The 4,956-nt window shown below is 61.0% G+C and carries 4 protein-coding genes and 1 pseudogene; 3 read left to right on the forward strand and 2 right to left on the reverse strand.

Annotation, left to right across the window (positions count from 1 at the left end; genetic code table 11):
* Both EOS_RS02755 and EOS_RS02760 read right to left on the reverse strand, forming a co-directional pair.
* On the reverse strand, positions 1-1,109 hold a 1,109-nt coding region (locus EOS_RS02755; protein WP_047845080.1), incomplete at its 3' end, for a 3-hydroxybutyrate oligomer hydrolase family protein.
* A gap of 212 nt (positions 1,110-1,321) precedes the next feature.
* On the reverse strand, positions 1,322-1,687 hold the full coding sequence (locus EOS_RS02760) for a BON domain-containing protein (RefSeq protein WP_047845081.1): 366 nt from the start codon (positions 1,685-1,687) through the stop codon (positions 1,322-1,324).
* Positions 1,688-2,441: 754 nt separating this feature from the next.
* Here EOS_RS02760 and EOS_RS02765 point away from each other — a divergent pair.
* From EOS_RS02765 to EOS_RS46940, 3 genes and pseudogenes are all read left to right on the forward strand, one after another.
* The gene (locus EOS_RS02765; RefSeq protein WP_047845082.1) at positions 2,442-3,875 is read left to right on the forward strand and encodes a TAXI family TRAP transporter solute-binding subunit; all 1,434 of its coding nucleotides are present in this window, start codon (positions 2,442-2,444) and stop codon (positions 3,873-3,875) included.
* A gap of 70 nt (positions 3,876-3,945) precedes the next feature.
* Positions 3,946-4,596, forward strand: coding sequence for a 2-hydroxychromene-2-carboxylate isomerase (locus EOS_RS02770; RefSeq protein WP_047845083.1), 651 nt, complete (start codon positions 3,946-3,948; stop codon positions 4,594-4,596).
* Between the two features lie 210 nt (positions 4,597-4,806).
* Positions 4,807-4,956 (forward strand): annotated as a pseudogene (locus EOS_RS46940) (LysR family transcriptional regulator); the annotation flags it as partial.

Genomic DNA, 4,956 nt, shown 5'->3' on the forward strand with positions numbered 1-4,956 from the left:
AACAGGTTCGCGAGCGTCATGTAGTCGGCAAGCGGCCGGCCGAACGACGCCACCGGCACGCCGCCCTGGCTCACCGAAACCTGCGACGGCACGCGCAGGTTGATCTGCGGCTCACCGACCACCACCGCCGTGATCCACCCTTGCGTGTCCTGCTCGGCCGCCGCGAGCGACGCGCCGCCGCCGTTGCTCACCGACGCCGCGATGGTTGTCACGTCGCCCCGGTTATAGCGCGTCTTGCGCGTGCTGCCGTCAAGCGGGCCGTAGGTATCGTTGAGCGCCCAGTACGCGAACTGGATCGCCTGCAGCGTATTCGTGCCCCAGTTTTTCTCCGGATTCTGCTGCGAGTGCGCGTGCTTGAACGCGTAGCGATTCGGGAATTGCGTGTTGAACGTAGCGAGATCGGTCGCGCCGAGGTTCGCTGTGAATACGCTGGTCTTGCCGGCAGCGGTTGCGTTGACCAACGTGCCGTCGATGAGCGTCACCGTGTTCGTCGACAATTCGTGCGCACCGTTGCCACTGCCTTTGTCGGTATAAGCGACCGCGCAGCCGCGTTTCAAGCCCCATTCGCCCGCCGCCGATATCGCCCCGTACACGCCGCGCGAGCCCGACGAAGTCGCCGTGACAATGCACGGCTGGTCCGGGTTGAAGCTTGTTGGAATCTGCACGAGCAAACTCACGTTGAGCTTGCCGCTGCCGTCGTCGGCGAATGCGAGATATTCCTTGCCGGCGATCTTCCCCTCGCCGAGCGTGTCGTTGCCGTTCAGATCGACGTTCGGCCCCCAGAAGCGCCCGTAGCCGCCATTGGCGGACATATCGACGAGCGCACGATAGTTCGAATAGATCGCGAGGCGCCTCAATTCAGCGGCGCTCGGCGCGGCTGCGTTGGCAATGCCGGGCGGTGTCGCCGATGCCAGCCCGGTCTTGCCCAGCCCCGCTGTCAGCAGGTCGTCGCTCGAACCGTCGTAGGTTTGCGTGCGTACGCTGCCCGAGATGAAGCTTGGCAGCGAGTTGGTCTGCGAGCCGTTGTTGTTATCGTCGCCGTGACAGGCTGCGAGGCCGAGCGCCGCCATGGCCAGGGCAAGCACCATGGCTTCTGAGAGTCGTTTCATCGTCTGTCTCCACCATTTGTTTTTATTCGGTGTGCTTCATTCGATGTACGTCGCAAAACCCGCACGTCGCAAAACCCGGACCAGGACCCACAAGGTAAAACGGGTTCCGGTGCGAAGCACCGGAACCCGTTATTCAAACCGCTGGACGAAACCGCGTCGCACGCTGCTCAAACGCTGCAACGACGCGCCGCAGTCCAAGGCTCAAGAACGCATCAGCCTCCACCGTTCGGTGCGGCCAGGCCAAGCTTGTTCGTCACCGACGTCACGCCGGGCACGCCCTTGGCCACTTCTTCCGCCTTCGGAATCTGCGCGCCGTCCGGCACCGAGCCCGTCAGCGTGACTGCACCGCCGCGTGCGCGCACGAAGATGTTCGACACGTCGATGCCCTGTGCCTTACTCAATGCACGCCGCACATCAAGGCCGAGCTTGCGGTTGACCTTCTTGGTGGTCTTGGACGTGGCCTTTGCCGACGCTGCGTCCGTCGTGGCCATGGCATCACTTGATTGAGCATAGGCGCTCGACGCCACTGCGACGCACACCACGACGCTCATCGCCTTCAACATATCGACTACTTTCATGACTTCTCCTTTTGTTTCGCTTTGGACTTCGCAAAGTGTTACTTCTTGTGCTTCTTTTGGACCGCATCAACCCAGCGGCTTGGCTACGACATCTTGCGATCTGGCGGACAAACGAAGATCTGACGATCGACACATGCACGACACAAATAAACAGACCGGCGATGCTGGCGACACGGTGTTGCGAGAGACTGGCGAAAAAAACAAATGTCCGGCCGTTTTAGTACGAGTGTCATTCCGTTGGCTCACGACATAAGCTGCTGCACATCGTGCGACGCGGCCGGTTCTGCTCGGAGCATTTCTCCGAATGCCGGTTAGGCGGCGCGGATGCTGGTTCTACGGCGGCGAACGTCAATTTAATCCAGGCTCGCGAGAAGCGCAAAGCATTTAACACGATGAAGCGCGCACTTGCCCGTACTTCTCCGTATTGTCATACAGGCTTAAGGCCTGCTCATGATCCAACGGCGTTGGCGATCATGTACCATCGGCGAAAAATGAAACAAAGCGTGGGCAGCGTTTGTAATGGTGAACGTTTCGGCGCAGAAGCGCAGGGTTATTTTTACCACCGGTACTGAATAAAAGGCTTAACGCGTAGCAAAAAGCTTAATGCGTAGAACCTGGCGCGTTTTCACCCATCGTTATTTTGTTTGATGATTTAGCAGGTATGAGGGTTTTCCCTTTGCTGTTTCCCGCTTAGATATTCCGCTGCTTTAACGGTTTTGCGTCAACGCAGGTCCCCGCTCCATCGAACCCGACAATGACCCAACCTCCTGGCCAACAACCTCCCGCTCCAGACACTCCGAAGAAACCCCGCACGCGGCGCATCGCTCCGACGATGGCGCGTTTCGTCGCGATTTCGTGGCGTGACCTCGCAGTCTCTTTCGGGCCGATCCTGCTGATCAGCGCGGCCGCGATCTATCTCGCCGTGCGCCTGATCCAGCCCGCGCCGCCCAACACGCTGACGATGTCGGCGGGAACCAAGGGCAGTTCGTTCTGGAACAACGCGCAGCAGTACAAGAAGATTCTCGCGCGCAATGGCGTCACGCTGAACGTGCTGGAGTCGCAAGGCTCGCTCGACAACCTGCAAAAGCTTGAGAATCCGAATGTGAACGTCGATGTCGGTTTCGTGCAGGGCGGCATGTCGGCGCCAGGCGCCACGGACAAGCATGACAACCTGGTCTCGCTCGGTAGCGTGGCGTATGTGCCGCTGGCGGTGTTTTATCGTGGACCGGCGCTCACCCGGCTCTCGGAAATGAAGGGCAAGCGGCTCGCCATCAGCAGCGAAGGCAGCGGCACGCGCGCGCTCGCGCTGGCAGTGCTGAAGGCGAATGGCATCGAGCCAGGCGGAGACACCGAATTGCTGCCGCTGGGGGGCGACGCCGCGGCCGAGGCACTGACGAATGGAAGTATTGACGCGGCGTTTCTCACCGGGGACTCCGCGCAGCCGCCGACCATGGGCAAGCTGTTTCGCACGCCCGGCATCCGTTTCTTCGATTTCACCCAGGCCGACGCCTACGCGCGCCGCTTTCCGTACCTCAAGGTGATCGAATTCCCGATGGGCGCCTTCGATCTCGCGAAGAACGTGCCGCCGCATACCATCCGGCTGATCGCGCCGACGGCCGAGCTGATCGCCCGCGACGGGCTGCATCCGGCGCTGTCCGACCTGTTGATCGAAGCAGCGAAGGAGGTCCACGGCCGCGCAAACCTGATGCAATCGGCCAACGAATTCCCCGCGCCGCTCCAGCATGAGTTTCCCATCAGCACGGACGCCGAACGCTATTACAAATCGGGCAAAGGCTTCCTGTACCGGACGCTGCCGTTCTGGATCGCGAGCCTCGCCGATCGCGTGATCGTGCTGCTGGTGCCGATCATCGTGGTGCTGATTCCGGGCTTGCGGCTCGTGCCGAGCCTGTACCGGTGGCGCGTGAAATCGCGGATCTACAAGATCTACGGCGCGCTCATCGGGATTGAACGGGAAGCGATGTCTGATCCGGAACCCGCCCAGCGCGAGGCGCTGATCGAGCGCATTGACAACATTGAGAACACAGTCAATCAGATGAAGATGCCGCTCGCCTATGCCGACCAGTTCTATGTGCTGCGCGAACATATCGGCTTTGTGCGGCAGCGGCTGACCATCGCGCAGGCCGCCGCACTCGATGCTCAGGCAGACAGCGTTCAGCACACCACGTAATATCGAAAGAAGAAACGACGGTAGCCCGAATTACGGATACCGCGACGAGCAACGCACCAGGGAGATTCATATGAGCGCCTCGCCTTCCATCGATCCGCATCAGCCGTACTTTTTCTTCGACTTCAATTCCCCCTTTTCGTATCTGCTGCTCGAACAGCATGATAAGTGGCCGAACATGCCGTTCGAAGTGCTGCCTGTCGACTATCTGAAGCTCCTCAAGCACTGGGGCCAGCCGATGCCGGGCAATATTCCGTCAAAGCGCGTGTTTATGTACCGATACGCGCTCTTTCGCGCCGAACAGCTGGGCATTCCGTTCAAAATGCCGCCGTCGCATCCCTTCGATTCCAGCAAGGCGCTGCGTCTGGCCGTGGCGGCGGGCGGGGAGATTGGCTGTATCCGCGAGATTTTCCGGTTCATCTGGAAGGAAGGCCGCGATCCGTCGAGCGAACAGGGTTTCGACGATCTCTGCCAGCACGTGGGCCTGCCCGACGGCGCGAAAATGATCGAAAGCGAGGACGTCAAGGCGACGCTGCGGGCGAATGTCGAGCGTGCGATCGAACTCGGCGTGTTCGGCGTGCCGACCTTCGTGGTGAACGAGCAGTTGTTCTGGGGCGAAGACACGCTGCCGATGGTGTTGTATGTCGCCCGTTCGCCGAACTGGCTGGAGGGCAAGGAAGTCCAGCGAATCAGTACTTTGCCGAGGACCGCGCCGGAAATGTGAAGCAGCCCGGGCGATCGGGGTAACCGGGGTGCTCGCCCGCGCCGGTTGGCGGCCGGGCCCCTATGCCATGCATAGCGCACACGCTATGGCGTACGGATACGGCCGGGCTTAACGTAGTGCATCTTCGATCCGGCGTGCACAACGCGTCTCTGTCCCGCCGCGAATTGCTATGCAACACCACGCCCAGGGCCCGTCCGAAGGCCTCGCTCAATGAACGATCCAGCCAATTCCGCCGACTCCAGCGGTTCCGCCACCGATTCACTCGACATCTGGCTGATCCGCGTCCTGCAAACGCTGCTGACCGAGCGCAGCGTCACGCAGGCCGCGCTGCGCCTCGGCCAGACGCAGCCCGCCATCAGC

The sequence above is a fragment of the Caballeronia mineralivorans PML1(12) genome (assembly GCF_001028175.1).
GTDB classification, from domain to species: domain Bacteria; phylum Pseudomonadota; class Gammaproteobacteria; order Burkholderiales; family Burkholderiaceae; genus Caballeronia; species Caballeronia mineralivorans.

Bases quoted from the DNA above. Each gene is read 5' to 3' on its own strand.
- EOS_RS02770 (WP_047845083.1), top strand. From the start codon at position 3,946: ATGAGCGCCTCGCCTTCCATCGATCCGCATCAGCCGTACTTTTTCTTC.
- EOS_RS02760 (WP_047845081.1), bottom strand. From the start codon at position 1,687: ATGAAAGTAGTCGATATGTTGAAGGCGATGAGCGTCGTGGTGTGCGTC.
- EOS_RS02765 (WP_047845082.1), top strand. From the start codon at position 2,442: ATGACCCAACCTCCTGGCCAACAACCTCCCGCTCCAGACACTCCGAAG.